This window comes from Geobacter metallireducens GS-15 (assembly GCF_000012925.1).
In the GTDB taxonomy this organism is placed as follows: Bacteria; Desulfobacterota; Desulfuromonadia; order Geobacterales; family Geobacteraceae; genus Geobacter; species Geobacter metallireducens.
Window position 1 is genome coordinate 2,741,042 of the sequence record NC_007517.1, and the last position, 16,655, is coordinate 2,757,696.

General features: G+C 60.0%; 12 protein-coding genes. 3 read left to right on the forward strand and 9 right to left on the reverse strand.

The features are described 5' to 3' along the window. Positions 1-197: 197 nt before the first annotated feature. From GMET_RS12205 to GMET_RS12245, 9 genes are all read right to left on the reverse strand, one after another. Entirely contained in the window at positions 198-1,943 is a 1,746-nt protein-coding gene (locus tag GMET_RS12205) for a methyl-accepting chemotaxis protein (RefSeq protein WP_004512476.1), read from the reverse strand. Between the two features lie 297 nt (positions 1,944-2,240). Beyond that, the gene (locus GMET_RS12210; RefSeq protein ID WP_004512475.1) at positions 2,241-3,302 is read right to left on the reverse strand and encodes a GGDEF domain-containing protein; all 1,062 of its coding nucleotides are present in this window, start codon (positions 3,300-3,302) and stop codon (positions 2,241-2,243) included. Positions 3,303-3,728: 426 nt separating this feature from the next. Beyond that, entirely contained in the window at positions 3,729-6,212 is a 2,484-nt protein-coding gene (locus tag GMET_RS12215; protein WP_004512474.1) for a c-type heme family protein, read from the reverse strand. A gap of 163 nt (positions 6,213-6,375) precedes the next feature. Next, positions 6,376-8,484, reverse strand: coding sequence for a chemotaxis protein CheA (locus tag GMET_RS12220; RefSeq protein WP_011366050.1), 2,109 nt, complete (start codon positions 8,482-8,484; stop codon positions 6,376-6,378). After that, a complete protein-coding gene (locus GMET_RS12225; RefSeq protein ID WP_004512472.1) occupies positions 8,484-8,849 on the reverse strand; it encodes a response regulator in 366 nt (121 codons plus the stop codon). Before GMET_RS12225 ends, GMET_RS12220 begins: the two co-directional genes overlap by 1 nt. Further along, positions 8,849-9,211, reverse strand: a complete 363-nt coding sequence (locus GMET_RS12230; RefSeq protein WP_004512471.1) for an STAS domain-containing protein — start codon at positions 9,209-9,211, stop codon at positions 8,849-8,851. Before GMET_RS12230 ends, GMET_RS12225 begins: the two co-directional genes overlap by 1 nt. Before the next feature lie 49 nt (positions 9,212-9,260). Next, entirely contained in the window at positions 9,261-11,138 is a 1,878-nt protein-coding gene (locus GMET_RS12235; protein ID WP_004512470.1) for a methyl-accepting chemotaxis protein, read from the reverse strand. A gap of 154 nt (positions 11,139-11,292) precedes the next feature. Further along, on the reverse strand, positions 11,293-11,688 hold the full coding sequence (locus tag GMET_RS12240; RefSeq protein ID WP_004512469.1) for a response regulator: 396 nt from the start codon (positions 11,686-11,688) through the stop codon (positions 11,293-11,295). 158 nt (positions 11,689-11,846) lie between these two features. Then, positions 11,847-12,320, reverse strand: coding sequence for a cytochrome P460 family protein (locus GMET_RS12245; RefSeq protein ID WP_011366051.1), 474 nt, complete (start codon positions 12,318-12,320; stop codon positions 11,847-11,849). A 241-nt stretch (positions 12,321-12,561) separates the two neighbouring features. On the opposite strand from GMET_RS12245, the gene GMET_RS18610 reads away from it, so the two are divergent. Genes GMET_RS18610 through kdpB form a run of 3 tightly spaced genes read left to right on the forward strand, consistent with a single transcriptional unit; the run spans position 12,562 to position 16,648 of the window. Continuing rightward, on the forward strand, positions 12,562-12,783 hold the full coding sequence (locus GMET_RS18610) for a hypothetical protein (RefSeq protein ID WP_138983409.1): 222 nt from the start codon (positions 12,562-12,564) through the stop codon (positions 12,781-12,783). 31 nt (positions 12,784-12,814) lie between these two features. Next, entirely contained in the window at positions 12,815-14,575 is a 1,761-nt protein-coding gene (gene kdpA / locus GMET_RS12250; RefSeq protein ID WP_004512467.1) for a potassium-transporting ATPase subunit KdpA, read from the forward strand. A gap of 3 nt (positions 14,576-14,578) precedes the next feature. Further along, positions 14,579-16,648: a potassium-transporting ATPase subunit KdpB gene (kdpB, locus tag GMET_RS12255; RefSeq protein ID WP_004512466.1), complete on the forward strand. Its 2,070-nt coding sequence runs from the start codon at positions 14,579-14,581 to the stop codon at positions 16,646-16,648. Positions 16,649-16,655 lie beyond the last annotated feature (7 nt).

Consider the following 16,655-nt stretch of genomic DNA (forward strand, 5'->3'; position numbering starts at 1 on the left):
TGTATCCACACCTCACACTCTTGTGGAATGTATTGACTCTAAGGAATATATCGGCGTCCAGTGGAAAAACTTTATAAACCTAATAAACGTCCGACAACCGAACTGACAAAAACCAGAAAGACAGGCGAAGGCCCCCAACAAAAAACGACGCCGCGACAGTGGCCACGGCGTCGATGACACATTACGATAAGGAGACATCAAAACTTTTCAAATTCTTTGTCCAGATTGTCAGATTCGGAGCTGAGGTCGAGATCGACGCCTGCGCTTCCCGCTTTCCTGGTAGACGCACTGGCGACGTAGCCGTTGGCGCTGTGTGAAGCAATATGCTTCACCTCCACCTTGTGGGCAGGGGGCTTCCTGACGCTTGCGCTCCTGCCCGAAACGCTGCCATCCACCTTGAAGAAGCCGATGGTCGCCTGCAGCTGTTCGGCCTGGGAGGCAAGCTCCTCGGAAGTGGAGGCCATCTCTTCGGAAGCACTGGCATTCTGCTGGATTACCTGGTCGAGCTGCTGGATCGCCTTGTTGATCTGTTCGGCGCCGGTATCCTGCTCCTTGCACGCCGCGCTGATCTCCTGCACCAGTTCCGCCGTCCGCTGGATGTCGGGAACCAGGCGCTCAAGCATCTCGCCCGCCTTTTCCGCCACGTCGACGCTCGTGGCCGACAGCTCGCTGATCTCGCCCGCCGCCTTCTGGCTCCGCTCGGCCAGCTTTCTCACCTCGGCCGCAACCACCGCAAACCCCTTGCCGTGCTCGCCGGCCCGGGCCGCCTCGATGGCCGCGTTCAGGGCCAGCAGGTTCGTCTGACGGGCAATCTCCTCAATGATGGATATCTTGCCGGCGATCTCCTTCATGGCATTGACGGTCTGGCCTACCGCCTTGCCCCCTTCTTTGGCGTCGGTGGCACTCTTAAGGGCGATTTTTTCGGTCTGCTGGGCATTGTCGGCGTTCTGGCGAATATTGGAGCTCATCTGTTCCATGCTGGACGATGCCTCTTCAGCCGCCGCCGCCTGCTCCGTGGCCCCCTGGCTCATCTCCTCGCTGCTGGAAGAAAGTTCCTGACTCCCGGCGGCAACATTGTCGGAAGCCGATTTCACGTCCGCCACCACGATTTTCAGCTTTTCCACCATGTTCGCCATGGCTTCGAGAAGCTGCCCGGTCTCGTCCTTGCTGGTGACGTCGATGGCTATGGTCAGATCGCCGCCGGCAAGCCTGGTGGCCACATCAACCCCTTGCTTCAATGGCCGGGTAATGGCACGGCTGATGAATATCCCGATCCCAAGCCCCAGCACCAAGGCCACAAGGCTTAACCCGATCATGGCCTTGACGGCCATCTGCTCATCCTTTTCCGCAGTGGCGACGGAGTCGTTGGTAAACTTCTCGACATTTTTCAGGAACGTGTCTATCGCCTGCTCAAGATCACTTCCCTCCTTTTCCACCCGGTGCTCCAGTTCAGTAACTGCACTGAACTTACCGGCATCGAGGGTGGAAAAGAGCTCCTGAGTGACTTTCTCAAAGTCGTTGTATTCCTTCTCGATCACCTTCAGGCGTTCAGCCATTTCGGTGAATTCCTTCTGGACTGCCGCATCTCCAGCCGTTTCCTTGAGAGCTTGCTGCACCACCTGTTCAGCCTTTTTCAGGGTGGCATCAAACTCCTTGGCCTTATTACCGAACGCTTCCTCCACTTTCTTCAGTTCGGCCTGCTGGTTGTTTGTCCCCAGACGCACCGCCCGATGGAAAAGGACCATTTCATCCATCTGGATCTTCCCTACTTCATTGATCGCCTCGGTAAGGGGAATGTCCTGCTTGTCAATGCCCGCAATTTCCTCACCAATCCCTTTCATCTTCACAACGCCGAAGGCGGCTATCGTCATCATGAATGCAAGCATGAGCGTTACCAGGCCGAGAATCTTGGTGCCTATCTTCATGTTATTCATGAGCTTCATCTTTCTACCTCCTTAATACTGAGAGTACCGCCGATATCTGCTGGGAGGGGTACAAAGTCCCCCGAACCGGCGCAGGGATTTCCCGTCTTTGATTTCGTGTTTTCCGACCTACCGAACGCCAGATTTCCCGCATTACACAAAGGGAATTTACCAACTCTAAAGCTGGTATCGGCGATCTCCGGGGAATCTTTAGAATTCTAATATTCCCCGTTGGCTGTCAGCAGCAAAATGGTGTCAAAAAAAAACGCCGCGGCACTGGCCACGGCGTCATCGACACGCTTGATCCACACTAAAAATTTACGAATTCTCTCCCAGCAGGGAAGAGCAGACGCGGTTCTTGCCGGTCACCTTCGCCTGGTAGAGAGCCCGGTCGGCCTCTTCGATCACATCGGCAACCTCAATTCCCAGGCGCAGCGTCACGGAGGCGATTCCGACACTGACCGTCGGCATTATCTTCTCTTTGTTCACGGGAAGCGACAGCGTCGCCACATTCTGCCGGAATCGTTCCGCAACCACCCGGGCGGAATCCTGCGACGTATCGGGGAGCAGCACTCCGAACTCCTCGCCGCCGTAGCGGGAAACGACGTCGGACTTCCGGAAGCTGAGCCTCAGCATCTTCGCCACGGCGACGAGAACCTGGTCTCCGGCTCCGTGACCGTAGGTATCGTTCACGCGTTTGAAGTCGTCGAGATCGATCAAAAGCAGCGAAAACGGCTTTGTGGTCCGCTTCCGGGCCTCGACTTCCAGCATCGCCTCGAAGACCCGACGGTTGTAAAGTCCGGTCAGATGATCGCGCATGGAAAGGTTCTTGAGCCGGTCGCACTCCCGGGCAGCGGCCAGGGAACGGGCAAGGTTTTCGACAACTCCCCCAAAGAACTCGTCGGAATATTGACTTTCGGCCAGGGATTGACGGGAGAGGGAGAGGGTTCCCGAGCCGTCGGGGAAAGGGATGGTACGGACGTCGGCGGCATCGCTCAGCCCCTTCTGCGCGGCAGCGATAAAGACCGTGGACGTGGCGCCTTCCTGACGTTTTTTTGACAAATGACGACCGCGTCCCGCCCCACCCCTCATCGTGCCGGTGGAAAAATCATGGCAGCAAACCGAGAGCATTTGCCAGCCGAGAGTCTCGCCGAGCCATGAAGATGCTACCTCGCATACCTGCCGGGGGTCGAGGATGGAACCGACAACAGCGCCAAAATCCGCCACGAGAAGCAGTTCGGCAACGCGCCGCTCCAGGGCGGCAGGAGATTCGTCACAACCGGAGTTTGTCGATTTCAGTTCGTGCCGTGCATAGGGGGCGCGTGTCATCCGTGCCGGTTTTACCGTGCAGTTTCCCGCCATAATGTGCGATTGCAGCATGTTCAATTTCCTCCCTGAAAGAAAACATCATAATAGTTACAGCCAATTACGGAACCATTGCCATAAAAAAGCATATTTAGTGCCAGTCCATTAACGCTATGTAAAATTTTCTTTGCAAAACAAATCATACGTCTTGTATCCGGCATATGGCGGGCTAAGGGGAAAGGCGCAACCGTTTACTTCTCGATCGGGTACTGCCCCTTCACCGCAGGCTCTCTACACAAAAGGCCCCGTATTTCGGGGCCTTTTACCATAGACGGACAGCGGTGGCCGCCTGCGCGTCAGGGGGTACAACGTATCGTCGGGGAAATGTCCAACGTCAATAATCCGTCTCAGCCGTTAAACGAGAAGGCTAAACAGATAGGGGAAACCGGCACGGCCGCCCATACCAGGGAGATCGGGCGACCGTTTGCCAAGAAGGGAATATCAGGACATTTCGCCGACCGCCGCCTCTACCCGGCGGACTTCGCGGCGAAGCAAGGGAATAGTCCGGGCGACAGCGACGCCGTCGCTCTTTCGAGCCGCCGTTTCCACGTCGGCGGCGTATCTGCTGACATGGGGCGCGCCGATTGTTGCAGCCGCTCCCTTCACGGAGTGGGCAGCCGCGGCCAGTTCAGCGTACTTGCCGGTGGCGAGGTATTCCTCCATCCGTTCGCACTCCGTCGCCGTTGACTGGGCGAAGATGGAGAGGACCTCAGCAAGGCAGTCCCCGATTCCCGCGTCATGGAACTGTGATTGCTGGAATTCAAGGTCAAACGGGGAACCTTCATCGGGAGCATCACGCATCGGGCATCTCTCCTCGGGTGGCAATTCGCCTCTTTCTCCGGCGATGCGAAGGAGCATCCTCTGCAACTCGCCACGGATAAGGGGCTTGGATAGGTAGTCGGACATCCCTGCGGCAAGAAAACGGTCCCGGTCATCCTTCAGGGCATGGGCAGTCAGGGCGACAATCGGAATCGCGCGAGCCTTCTCCCCCGCGTCCCCCCGGCGGATCGCCCGGGTGGCCTCGATCCCGTCCATCTCGGGCATTGAAATATCCATGAGGACCAGGTCGTACGTGCCATCCCTGAGGGCGTCAACAGCCTCCCTGCCGTTGGCGACGGCAGCGACCCGCTGCTTGAGCGCCGTGAGCAGACCAATGGCCACCGTCCGGTTCAGCTCGTTGTCCTCGACCACAAGCACAGAGAGGCTGGGAAGTACGCTGTCGGAAAGCTCCTCGCCGGCGGTTTTGTCCGCTGGAGGACCGGTTGCGGGCCTCAGGGGGAGGAGAACACGGAAGACCGCCCCTTTCCCCGCCTCACTCTCCACCTCGATGGTTCCCCCCATCAGTTCCACCAGCCCCCGTGTTATGGCGAGCCCGAGGCCGGTTCCGCCATAGTTGCGGGTTGTGGAAGAATCGGCCTGGCGGAACATCTCGAAGATTCTCTCATGTTTGTCCTTCTCTATCCCGATGCCGGTGTCACTTACTGTGAAGAGCAGATTTCCGCCGGCAGGGTCCGCATCTGCAGCAAGGGTGACCCGCCCACCCGTCGGGGTAAACTTGATGGCATTCGAAAGGAGATTGGTCAGTACCTGACGGAGGCGGGCCGGATCGCCACAAATAAACTGCGGCGCCTCATCGCCCACAAGGATCGAGAGGCTGATGTTTTCTCGTTCTGCCTTTACGGCAAAAAGGCGGCGGAGCGATTCGACAAAGGAGCGGAGTTCCAGCGCTTCGTCCGAAAGCTCCAGGCGCCGGGCTTCGACCCGGGAGAAATCGAGAATGTCGTTGATGATGGTCAGGAGCGATTCGGCGGCATTGCTCGAGTCGTCCACCAGCCGGCGCTGCTGCTGAGAGAGATGGGTCTCCTGCAGCAACTGGTTGATCCCTATGATGGCGTTCATGGGAGTACGGATCTCATGACTCATGGTGGCGAGAAATTCGCCCTTGACACGGTTCGCCTCCTCGGCCTCTTCTCTAGCCTGGACAAGTTCGGCGGTCTTCTCTTCCACTTTTTCCTCCAGGTTATTGATGAAGGCGTGGAGTTCCGTCGACATGACGTTGAAAGACGCGGCGAGTTCATTCATTTCACGGTCGCGGCCGAGAGGGATCTGCTCACCGAGGTAACGGCGGTCGTGGGCGATCCGGCGGGCACTTTCGGTGACAGATGCCAGAGGGCTTAGGACAACACGGCCGAAGAACCAGTTCTTGATGGCGAAAAACGAGGCAATCACCGCAAGGAGCAACGCCGACAGTCTGAGGGAAAAACTGTTGGCCTCGGCATAGGCCTCGGACAGGGGAATCCGGATGGAAATTGCCGACACGAGCTCGTTCTCGTGGCGGCTGAAGCTGCGGTTGGGCCCATAGGTGCGGACCAGGCCGCCTGGTGCCGTCTCCGGGTTACTGTGGCAGAGCAGGCAGGACTTCTCCATTGCTTCGCCGCGTGCCATGGCGACGAAAAACAACTTGCCGTCGATCTCGCGTACGCCGTTGAACGTGGTAACCGCCGGATTGTGGCTGGCCCGCTCCAAGAACTCACGCTCGAAGGGATCGGCCTCGTTCCGGGGGCTCCGGGCGTTGATGGCGCATTCCTTGTAGTAGTACCCTTTCCCGTGGCGTGACTGGAATATTTTGTCGATCTCTCGGACGGCATAGGTGGAGGACATCCAGACCGGATCGAAGTAATCCTTGTCCCGCAGGGACGCGGTGAAGTCAAGAAGCCGCGGCTTGAGCTCCTTGTTGATATAGGCATGGATTGCGAGATACCGCACGAGGATTCGCTCGGCATCCCGGCCGGCATCGTTGAGGGCCAGCCGCTTCTGGGCGACGTTCACCACCAGGACGATGACAAGGGATGTGACGCCGAGGAGGAGGAGATTTATCCGGAGAAGCCGTGCCTTTATTGAGGAAGCCTGTTTCTGGAGAACCATGGGTTTTCTACTCCATTTCCCCTGATGTCACGAGAAAAAAGGGGTTGCCACATTGCTGCACAATCCTTGCCGAAACAACCTCAATAGGTCTCTTTGATACAAAAAGAGCCGCCACGACAGGTAATCGTGGCAGCCCGAATTTCCCCGTTGCACTACATCTCCTTCAACGGGCCATCTGCTCCAGTTCCACATCGCGCACCAGTTGGGGAATATCGAGGATGAGGGCCACTGAGCCGTCACCCAGAATGGTGGCACCCGAGAGACCTTGGACGTCCCTGTACATCTTCCCCAACGACTTGATCACCGTCTGATGCTCGCCGATGACGTGGTCCACCACAAAGCCGACCCTCGTTCCCCCCACCCGGGTGATGACGATCTGCTCGATCTCCGGCTGCTCACCCCGGATGAGGAACCGCTCCCGCAAGGGGATGTAGGGGACAATCTGGTCCCGGACCGTGGCCAGGTTGCGGCCGTGGGCGTTGCGCACATCTTCCCGGGTCAGTTCCACGCACTCCTCCACGACGGAGAGGGGGAGCACGAAGCAGTCGGAGCCGATCTTCACGAGGAGGCTCTCGATGATGGCAAGGGTTAGCGGCAGCTTGATGGTGATGACGGTCCCCGTCCCCCGCTCGCTCCGGATGTCGATGGTTCCCCGCAGGGCGTCGATGGCCCGCTTCACCACGTCCATGCCGACCCCGCGCCCCGAGACGCTCGTGACGGTCGTGGCGGTGGAGAAGCCGGGGGCGAAGATGAGGCTGAAGATCTCCTTGTCGGAGAGTTCGGCCGTGGCCGGGATGAGTCCCCGCTCGACCCCCTTGGCCCGGATCGCCTCCCGGTCGAGTCCCTTGCCGTCGTCGGTGATGGTGATGAGGACGCTGTCCCCCGAGTGTACTGCGGCCAGGTGCACGGTCCCCTGGGGAGGCTTGCCGGCGGCGGCCCGCTCCTCGGGGCGCTCGATGCCGTGGTCGATGGAGTTGCGGATGAGATGGACCAGGGGATCGTTCAGCTTCTCGATGACCGTCTTGTCCAGCTCGGTCTCGGCGCCGTCGGTGGTCATCTCGATATCCTTGCCCAGCTCCACCGACAGATCCCGCACCAGTCGCTTGAACTTGCTGAAGGTGGTGCCGATGGGGAGCATCCGGATGTTGAGGGCCGTGTCGCGCAACTCGTTGGTGAGCCGCTCCACCTCCTCGGCAATGGTAACCAGCAGGGCATCGGCCCGGCCGGCGGCGGTCTGGGAAAGACGGGCCTGGACGGTGACGAGTTCTCCCACCAGGTTCACCAGCAGGTCGAGCTTTTCCGCCGGTACCCGGATGCTCGACGCGCTCTCCTGGACCTGGCGCTCCTTGCGGACCTCCTTCACGTGCTGCTGCTCGATGAGGGCCGACTCAACCTTCTCGGGGGAAACGATTCCCTGCTCGACGAGGAGTTCGCCGAAGCGCTTCTGTTTGGCGAGAATCGCCTCCATGTCCTGCCGGGTCAGATCACCCCGTTCCGCGAGAATAAAGCCGAGCTTCTTGTAATCGGCGTCAACGTCGAGGATACCGCCGTCGTCGATGACATCGATTTTCAGCTCGCAGTCGTCCTCGATAAAAATGAAGACGTCCCGAATGGCGTCAATCCCCCGGTTCGTAGTCAAAATCACGTCCCAGAAGACGTGGCAGTGTTCAGGATCAATCTCCTCCAACCGGGGCACTTTTGCCATCTGGGCAACGGTTCGGCAGTGGCCCAACTGGCGGAGTTCCGCCAGAAGGAGCAGCGGGTTGGTACCGTTGACGGTCACCTCAGGGGAAGGAACAAAGCGGATGCGGTAGGTGACCGCTGTTTCACCCCTCTTCGATTCCTGGGCGCCTCCTCCCACGGGTGTTTCTTTGGCGGATGCGCCATCCGGCTCCGCCGGCACAAGCCGCCGGAGCCCGGCGATGACCTCCTCTGCCTGGCGCCCTTCCACCGGTTCTGCCCCGCCGTCCGAGGCGTCCAGCATCCCCTTAATGAGGTCCCGAGCCTTGAGGGTGAGGTTGACCAGGTCCCTCGTGACCGTCATCCGGCCGTTGCGGACCATGTCGAAGACGGTTTCCACCTCGTGGGTGAAGGTGGCAATGTCGTCGAAGCCGAACATGGCCCCGGACCCCTTGATGGTGTGCATGGCACGAAAGACCCGGCTGATGAGGTCCATGTCCTCGGGAGTTTCCTCCAGCTCCAGGAGCGATGTCTCCAGCTCCGCCAGGAGCTCGTAGGCCTCTTCCTTGTATGCCTGCCTGTGGGCGTCCATTAGCCGAGCACCTTTTTGACCACCGCCACGAGCTGCTCGGGCTTGAAGGGTTTGACAATCCAGCCGGTGGCCCCTGCGGCTTTTCCTTCGGCCTTTTTCGCATCCTGGCTTTCAGTGGTGAGCATGATGATCGGGGTGAAGCGGTAGGCGGGAAGCCCCCGGACCCCCTTGATGAGGCCGATGCCGTCCAGGTTCGGCATGTTCAGGTCGGTGATCACCATGTCGACCTTCGCCCCCCCCAGTTTCCCCAGGGCGTCCTTGCCGTCCACCGCCTCCACCACGTCGTAGCCGTTCTGCTTGAGGGTGAAGGCTACCATCTGGCGCACGCTGGCGGAATCGTCAACCGTCATGATTGTCTTGGCCATTACTCGTATCCTCCAATCCATATACAGGATTTTCCCACATCAACGGCGCATCCCACGTGGCGCCGAAAACCGGCGAGGCATGCCGCCTCTTCCAGTATGGGATTCGTCAGTCCTTCGACAGCAAGCTCCTTCTCCCTGCCATAGGCCGACCGGTGGGCGGAGCAGAGAAGCTGCAAACCGGTGATGTCCACGGCGCTCACCCCTTCCAGGTTGACAAGCACCCGTCCCGCCCCGTCGAAGGCGTCAAGGAGCGCCGTCGAGAACTCTCCGGCGAAGGGAATGGTCAGCTCGCCATTCACCTTGAGGACAAGGGTCGCGTTTTCCCCTCCAACTTCTTCCCGTGTAATTGTCAGTCCGTCCATTCTAGTCTCCTTGCACTGTTCCCGACTTTGCCGGTCCCCGGTCCCAGCCTCAAAACAACTCCACATTGTCGCCAAGCCCGTCGTCGGCGGCCCCGCCCGCGGCCGCGGCAAATAGATCCGGCGTCGGCTCGACCCTGGCGCCATTCCCGGCGATCATGGCATCATGAACCCTCCGTTCGCTGTGCATCGTATACCGGTCGGCCAGCTCCCGCAGCCGCAGCTCTTTGGCATGGGCAGCCGTAGCGGGCGCAAAGGGGCGGACAGCACCCACGACCCCAGTGATCTCGGCCAGCACCTCATCGATGAGCGCGGTCGAAGTTTCGTGGACGGTCATCACGCCAGTGGCCTGGTCGATGTCGCGGGAAAGGGCCTGGACGGCCGCGTCGATCCGGCCGAGGAGGTCGATGAGCCGCTCGTTGACGCCGCGGACCGAACCGACGAGGTTGCGGATTTCGCCGATGAATCCGTCAACCTCTTCGGCAATGAGACGGACGTCGGTGTCGACTTCATGGCTCAGGCCCCCGGTCACTTCAGTGACGTTTCTGAGGGTATCGGAGACAGCGCCGGTCCGGGTCCGGGCCTCCACCGACAGGTGCTGGATCGCCTCGGCGAGAACGCCCAGGGCTGCCCCGCCATCGCCGGTATTGGCGGCCTTCACCTGGGAATTGAGGGCGATGAGCTCGATCTCGGAGCCGATCTCCTCGATGGTGGTGACGAAGCCTGCGATGTCCTGCACCGATGCCATTACGGTCTCCATGGCCGATGCCAGGTTCCGGTTGGCCGCGGCGTTGTCGGAGAGGACCTCCGTCACCCGCCCCATGCCGTTCTCCATGTCGGCAAAGAATGAACTGCCGGCCCGGTCGGCGGTTCCGGCCATGTGGCGGGTTTCGTCCGACAGGCGGGTCTGCCGGCAAGCGATGGCCCGCAGGTTCTCCACGATCCGCGCCACGGCCGATGAAAGTTCCTCGCGGGCGTGGCGCAACTGGGCCTCCTGGAGCTCGCAGACATCGGCCACCTCGCAGGCGTTCTTCACCGGATCGCCGGCCTGGTCCGTAAGATTCGGGATCAGATCGTCAAGGGCCTCCTTGACATGCTCGATCTGCTGCCGGGTAATGTCGTGGAACTGGAGCGACGTGACCACCTCGGCGATGCTCCCGGCGGTTTCGGCCGAGGATGAGGTCACGACGCCGACCGCTTCGGAGCAGCGGCCATGGATCTCGGTCAGGGTGACGAGGCTCTCGCGGGTTTTGTCGAGGATATGGCGGACGTTTTTCCGCTGCTCGACCTCCGACGCGGTTACCCGGGCAAGGGTTCCGCCGATCATGGATGAAAGGGTCTCCTTCTCGCCGAGGATGGCAACGGACTTTTCCTTGATGGAGACCGAAAGCCGCTCCACGTCGTCGGCCAGGGTATTGAACCCCGCGGCCCCCTCCCCGAGCCGGGCGCTTTCAATCTTGACGGAGGTGCTTATCATGTGGAGGTTCTTGATTATTTTCCGGAACCCGTCCAGGGGCTCGTCGACATTGCTGATGTGGGAAAGTATCGTCTTGAGGGTGGTGGCGCTCTGGTCGCTTTCTGCCTCGGCGCGGGAGAGGTAGTCGGCAATCCGGTCGACAATGCCGTGGAGCGCCGCCATGTCGCGGCTGATTTCGTCGCCCAGGATCAGGTCCGCCACCTGGCGTGACATCTCCTCGATCTCCCCGGCCCGGCCGTAGAAGTCGTGGAGACGGGCGCCGATGGCGAGAAACTCCTCTTCGGTGGAGCCGTTGAGAAGGGAAAGCCGGCCTCCGATGCCCAGGAGCTGCTGGTGCCACGGCTCGAACTGTGCGGAGAGAGCCTGGTTTGCCGACAGGGGAGATGAAGCGTCAATCGCTGCTTCGGACTGGTCCGGGTCTGGCCTGAACCTGCGAAAGAATGCTAATGTCACGGAAGACCACCTTTGCTCTGGGAAAAACAGCCGGCGCAACCGGAATCGGCTTTGCTAACTGTACGGAATCGCTATCTGTTCATACTATCGTCAGAGAACTGGATATCTTTAACAAAAGCTTATGGTATCAGGAAATTCCTGATCTCGCCGCCGGCTATACGAGACCGTGGCTTCGAATCTCCTTCAACAGCTTCTGCCTGGTGATGGGCTTCACCAGATACGAGGTTGCCCCGCCCCGATACAAGGCATCAACGACGTTCTTCGGGTCATCGAGGGCTGTGGTCATGATGACCCTCACCTCATTGGCGCATGCGATTCCCATTTCCCGCTCAAGTTCCCTCATGCGTTCCAGGGCGCCGTGGCCATCCAGGTTGGGCATCATGATATCCATGCAGACCAGGTCATAGGGGCGCTTTTCCTCATGGGCAAGCCGAAAGGCCTTCACGGCTTCCTCACCGTCGATGGCGATATCGCACTCGCCCAAGGGGGTGATCAGCTCCTTCATGATTTTGCGGGATACGAAATCATCCTCGACAATCAGCGTCTTCATTCCTGCTCCTTTCACGCACAAGTTACCCAGAATTCCTTATCGGCCGATTGGACGGATAGTTGAGAGGAAATAAGCACCTCCCATTTTCAAACGCAAAAACGCCACGGTTTCCCGTGGCGTTTTGCATGTTCTCAAGCAGGATAGCTGCGTGAAGATCTCTATTTTTTGAAGTCGGCGTACCGGGAGATGACGAAATCCCTCTCCTTGGCCTCCTTCTGGTGGCATTCGAAGCAGTTTTTCACCGGGTCGATTCCCGAGGGTTTCCCCTCCGGCGTAAAGCCGGCGAAGAGCCAGCCTCCGGTGGCGGACTGCTTCTTGTCTTTCGTCATGAGGACGACCATGCTCTTCTTCCCCTTGACCGGCTTTCCCCCCTCGTTCCTGATGGTGTACTGCACCACCACGAAACGGCTCCCCTCCGGGTACGGCCCCCCCTTCTTGTAGGCGGGCATCGTCTTCTTGTCCACATAGATGTTGTGGATGCCGTAGAAAAGGGAGGTCTTGTCGTTAATCACCTTCTCCGAGCTCTTTCCCCACTTTTCGTATCCCTTGGGGAGCGCCACCTTCTCTGCTGCAAAAGCGGCCGAAGCAGCCAGAATGGCTGCAACCGCCGTTACGCCTGCCAATCTTCTCATCGATTTACTCCTCCCGTGCTCAATCTCATCTGCCATCCCTTCGTGGCGGCGGAATGTTCGATCATTTTCACCCATCTCCCCGCAGGCGTCAAGAACAACGGAGGCGTGTATTTGACTACAATTGAGTCTTGACGGTTTCTTGATGTCTTTCAGCGGCATATTGAGACCTCCTTTATGCGGGATGGGCTACTCTAACATCAGGTGAAAAGCTTTCGGGCTCACGTGGAGGAAGGTAATTTCCATGAAGATCTATCGCTTTGATACTGATACCGGCGTTTACCTTGGAGAAGATTTCACCGATGACCACGGAAGGGGAGTAACGATCCTGCCGTCAGACTCTACAACCATCGCGCCGCCACAGGTTGAACAGGGGAATACACTCTATTTCAACGAACGCGAACAACGGTGGGAAGTCCGCACCCGGCCTACCCCCTTTCGCCGACGTGATCAACAGGTACAATAAGTACGTTGGCATCCGAAACGGAGACCAAATCATGACCCAGTACGAATGGCTGCAAACAACCCTTTTTCTAGTCCTCCTCTTGGCCGTGGTGAAGCCGATGGGGGCCTTCATGGCTAAGGTCTTCCAGGGGGAGCGCACCATGCTGTCGCCACTCCTCGTCCCGTGCGAGAACCTCCTCTACCGGATCTGCGGAGTGAACCGTGACGAAGAGATGGACTGGAAGCGGTACGCCGTCGCCGTGCTCCTTTTCAATCTGGCGCTTTTTGTCTCGCTCTTCGCTATCCTGATGCTGCAGCACCTGCTGCCGCTCAACCCGCAGAAGTTCCCGGCCTACACCTGGCAACTGGCCCTCAACACCGCTATCAGCTTCGTCACCAACACCAACTGGCAGGCCTACAGCGGTGAATCGGCGGCCAGCTACTTCACCCAGACGGTGGGGCTGGCGGTGCACAACTTCGTCTCCGCCGCCACCGGCATTGCCGTGGCGATTGCGGTGATCCGGGGCTTTGCCCGACGCAGGACCTCGATGCTGGGTAACTTCTGGGTCGACATGACCCGCTGCACCCTCTATGTCCTGCTGCCCATTTCCCTTATTGGTGCACTCATCCTGGTTTCCCAGGGGGTGATCCAAAACTTCAGCGATTACAAAACAGTCCCCCTGGTCCAGCCCATCACCTACGACAAGCCGAAGGCGGACGGCAAGGGGAATCCAGTCACCGGGCGCGTGACCGTCAAAGATATCACCATTCCCATGGGTCCGGTCGCGTCCCAGGAAGCGATCAAAGAACTGGGGACCAACGGCGGCGGCTTCTTCAACGCCAACTCGGCCCATCCCTATGAAAACCCCACACCCATTTCCAACATGGTTGAGATCTTCCTGATCCTCCTCATCCCGTTCGCCCTCACCTCCACCTTCGGCGTCATGGTGGGAAATACCCGCCAGGGGTGGGCGATCCTGGGGGTGATGCTCCTGATGATGGCGATCTCCTTTGCCGTGCTGCAAGGCGTGGAAACGAGCGGCAATCCCCTCGTGGCCAAGCTGGGCGTCCACGGTGTCAACATGGAGGGAAAGGAGGTCCGCTTTGGGCTGGCCGGCGCGAGCCTCTTCACGGTGGCCACCACCGGTACCTCCTGCGGTGCGGTGGCCACCATGCACGACTCCCTCACCCCCCTCGGCGGCATGATCCCCCTGGGCCTGATACTTCTGGGCGAAATCGCTCCCGGCGGGGTCGGCTCCGGGCTCTACACCATGCTCGCCTTCGTGGTGATCGCAGTCTTCGTGGCAGGGCTGATGATCGGCAGGACGCCGGAGTTTCTGGGGAAGAAGATCGAGGTGCGCGAGATGTGGATGTCGATCATCACGGTCCTGGCAGCAGGGGTTGTGGTGCTGATCCTTTCGGGCGTCGCCATGATCACGCCTCAAGCCGTGGCCTCCAAGGCCAACCCCGGCGCCCATGGCCTGTCCGAGGTGCTGTACGCCTTTGCCTCCATGGCCAACAACAACGGCAGCGCCTTTGCCGGGCTGAACGCCAACGTCGATTTCTATACCATTCTGGGTTCCCTGGCCATGCTGGTCGGGCGCTTTGCCCCAGCCGTCGCCGTGCTCGCCATGGCCGGTTCCCTGGCGGAGAAAAAGTACGTCCCACCCAGCCTGGGGACGCTTCCCACCGACAAGGTTCCCTTTGCCCTCTGGCTCATGCTGGTAATTCTGATCGTGGGCGCACTGACCTTTTTCCCGGCCCTGTCGCTTGGCCCGCTCGTCGAGCATCTGACCATGCTGGGAGGTAAATAATCCATGTCGATACACAAGCCTGACCCGATCTCCATCTTCGACAGCCGGATTATGAAACCCGCGCTGATCGATTCCTTCAAAAAGCTCGATCCCCGGGAACTGTGGCGCAATCCGGTCATGTTCTGCGTGGAGATCGCCAGCGTCATCACGCTGGTAACCTTCATAATGTCGCTCACCGGAGCCAACAGGGAGCCTGCCTGGTTCACCGGTCTGGTATCGGCCTGGCTCTGGCTGACGGTTATTTTCGCCACCTATTCCGAAGCTCTGGCGGAAGGGCGCGGCAAGGCGCGGGCCGCGTCGCTGCGCAAGACCCGCACCGAAGTGACGGCCAAACGACTCAGCAAACCGGCATTCGGTGACAACTTCACCTTGATCGGCGCCAACCAGCTCCGCAAAGATGACTACATCCTGGTTGAGGCGGGAGAGTTGATCGCCGGCGACGGCGACGTGGTGGCCGGGGCGGCCCTGGTGAACGAGTCCGCTGTGACCGGCGAGTCGGCCCCGGTGGTGCGCGAATCGGGGGGCGATCGGAGCGCGGTCACCGGCGGCACCACGGTCATTGCCAACTCGATCATCGTCAGGATCACCGCCAATCCGGGGGAGACCTTCCTGGACCGGATGATCTCCCTGATCGAGGGGGCCAAGCGGCGCAAGACCCCCAACGAGATCGCCCTGGAGGTGCTCCTGATCGCCCTGACCCTGGTTTTCCTCCTGGTCTGCGCCAACATCAGCCCCCTCTCCATGTACAGCGTCAGGGCCGCCGGCCAGGGGTCCCCGGTGTCGCTGACCGTCCTGACCGCCCTGTTCGTCTGTCTGGCGCCCACCACCATCGCCGCGCTTCTGCCTGCCATCGGCATTGCCGGCATGGACCGGCTGTTCCAGAAAAACGTCATCGCATTGTCGGGGCGGGCCATCGAGGCGGCCGGCGACGTGAACGTGCTCCTCCTGGACAAAACCGGCACCATCACCCTCGGTAACCGTGAGGCGGTGGCTTTTGTCCCGGTCGGCGGCCACAGCGAACAGGAACTGGCCGAAGCAGCCCTGATGGCGTCGCTCACCGACGAGACTCCTGAAGGGCGGAGCATTGTGGCGCTGGCGAAGCAGAAGCACGGTCTGAAAAGTAACGCGCTCCCCCCCGATGCGGAAACCATCGCTTTCAGCGCCGAAACCCGCCTGTCCGGTGTCAACGCGGGCGGCAACCAATACCGCAAGGGAGCTGCCGACTCGACGGTTGCCTTTGTCAGAACCCTGGGTGCAAGGGCCATCCCCGGCGAACTGGCGGATGTGGTCGACAGGATCGCCCGGGCCGGGGCAACCCCGCTCGTGGTCAGTTGCGACGCCGAGATCCTCGGAGTGGTAAACTTGAAAGACATCATCAAGAGTGGTATCCAGGAGAGGTTTCAGCAGTTGCGGAGCATGGGGATCAAGACCGTAATGATCACCGGCGACAACCCCCTCACCGCTGCCGCCATCGCGGCCGAGGCCCAGGTGGACGATTTTCTGGCCCAGGCCAAGCCGGAGGACAAGCTGCGCCTGATCAAGGAAAACCAGGAGGCCGGCTACATGGTGGCCATGACCGGCGACGGCACCAACGACGCCCCGGCCCTGGCCCAGGCGGATGTGGCGGTGGCCATGAACACCGGCACCCAGCCGGCCCGGGAGGCGGCCAACATCATCGACCTGGACAGCAATCCTACGAAGCTGCTGGACATCGTCGAGGTGGGGAAGCAGATTCTCATGACCCGTGGGAACCTCACCACCTTCAGCATCTCCAACGATGTGGCCAAATACTTTGCCATCATCCCGGCCATGCTCCTCTCCATCTATCCCCAGTTGGAAGTGCTGAACATCATGCACCTGGCCACCCCCCTGAGCGCGATCCTCTCGGCGGTCATCTTCAATGCGATCATCATCCCGCTCCTGGTCCCCCTGGCCCTCAGGGGAACCAAGTTCCGCCCCATGCCGGCCGAAAAACTCCTGATCCACAACCTCCTCATCTACGGGGCCGGAGGGATCATCGCGCCGTTCGTGGGGATCAAGGGGATCGACCTGGTGATCGGGATGTTTGCATAAGGAAAGG